A 1,412-nucleotide genomic window follows, 5' to 3' on the forward strand; every position below is an offset into this window, starting at 1 on the left:
ATTGGGGGGCTCACTCGGGGACATCCTTCACTTGACCGCCGTTCATCACGGCTTGCAGGCCGACATAGGCTTCGCGCAGGCCAAGGGCCTGTTCGCGCCAGGCGAAGCAGGAACGCGCGTTGTGGGCGTCGGCTTCCGCGATGTCAGTAAGCGAAACGGCGGCGGGTTCGCGGTCAGTGTCGGAGGCAGATCCGGCAGGTTCATTGGTCCAGGCGGCGTCGTAAGTGCGCACGAAGCCAGCGTTAACGCCATAAGCACGGCTATCAGCAGCCGACACATAAACAGGTACTTGCTTTTCAATTTCGTCACCCTTGACATAGATTTTTTCGACGCGATCCCGATATTTTGTTTCGGTTCGCACCAAAACTTGGATTTGCGCCTTGGCGACTTTGACCGCCTGGTTGGCCTGCTTGCCGACATAGGCGATGTGCGCCTCGCCCGCCCTGCGTTCGCCGCGCAGCTGGCCGAGCAGGAAAATGCACCCGCACGCGGCCAGCAGCAGCGCCCAGCGCGCCCACGCCGGCACGGGCGACAGCAGCGCGGCGTTCATGCCAGCGCCTTGCGCGCCGCGTAGAACAAGGCAAGGCGGTCGGCCAGGCCGTTGACACCCCCGTTGACGCGGCGGGTCACCGCGACCTGGTCGCCGACGTCGGCCAGCTCGTTCAACCCGTGGGTCTTCCAGAACCAGCCGGCCGAACGGCTGGCGCCTTCCGGCGTGACCAGCCAGGCCGACATGCGCTCGATCGGAATGTGGAAGTAGGCGGCGCACGCGGCATGGTTCGCCGCGCCCGTCACCTGGATGAAACCCCGCCCTTTCCATTTCTGGCCGTCGCCGTCCGCTTCGGGCGTATTGCCCAGCCGGAGGGCGAGCCGGCCCGTGTCGTAGGCGGCGCCGGACGCCAGTTCCTCGACATAGCGCAGATGTGACGATTCATGGCTTACCTGAGCGATGAACGACGCCTGGCGTGCCGGCGTCGTGATGTCGAATTCGACCATGCTCGCATTGAGCCAGTCGAGGTACTTGGCCGCGCGCGGCCGCGCATACGGGAGAATGCGCACCAGTTGGTCGAGCGTCATGCGCCACCCCGCGCATTGCGAATGATTGCGGCCGCATCGCGGGCCAGTTCGCCAATATCCTTGTCTTCGCGACGGCCGAACCAGCGCACGAAAGCGCCCAGCACCCACCATGCCGGCAGGCCGGCCAGCACGAGCACGGGCGCCGCGATGAAGACCACGCCCAGCGCCGGGTCGACGCCGTACATAGCCGCGATGTCGCGCGCAGCGGCGAACAGGCCGGGCCACCATGAGCGCAGCGCCACGACCAGCAGCGGGCCGAATACGGTGGAGAAAATGATGGTGGTGCCGATGCGGAGGAAGGCTTCTTTGCGGGTCTTGGGCCACATAAACATGAA

The 1,412-nt window shown here is 65.3% G+C and carries 3 protein-coding genes; all 3 read right to left on the reverse strand.

From position 1 onward, the window contains the following. Positions 1-10 precede the first annotated feature (10 nt). On the reverse strand, positions 11-550 hold the full coding sequence (locus F2P46_RS35805) for a hypothetical protein (RefSeq protein ID WP_166899268.1): 540 nt from the start codon (positions 548-550) through the stop codon (positions 11-13). After that, positions 547-1,077: a glycoside hydrolase family 19 protein gene (locus tag F2P46_RS35810; RefSeq protein ID WP_166899270.1), complete on the reverse strand. Its 531-nt coding sequence runs from the start codon at positions 1,075-1,077 to the stop codon at positions 547-549. The genes F2P46_RS35805 and F2P46_RS35810 overlap by 4 nt, the downstream gene beginning before the upstream one ends. Continuing rightward, positions 1,074-1,412, reverse strand: a 339-nt coding sequence (locus F2P46_RS35815; protein ID WP_166899272.1) for a hypothetical protein, incomplete at its 5' end; no start/stop codon positions are given. The genes F2P46_RS35815 and F2P46_RS35810, both read right to left, overlap by 4 nt.

This window comes from Massilia sp. CCM 8734, from assembly GCF_011682155.1.
In the GTDB taxonomy this organism is placed as follows: Bacteria; Pseudomonadota; Gammaproteobacteria; order Burkholderiales; family Burkholderiaceae_D; genus Telluria_A; species Telluria_A rubra.

Coding starts and splice junctions, on each gene's coding strand:
- F2P46_RS35805 (WP_166899268.1), bottom strand. CDS start 550: ATGAACGCCGCGCTGCTGTCGCCCGTGCCGGCGTGGGCGCGCTGGGCG.
- F2P46_RS35810 (WP_166899270.1), bottom strand. CDS start 1,077: ATGACGCTCGACCAACTGGTGCGCATTCTCCCGTATGCGCGGCCGCGC.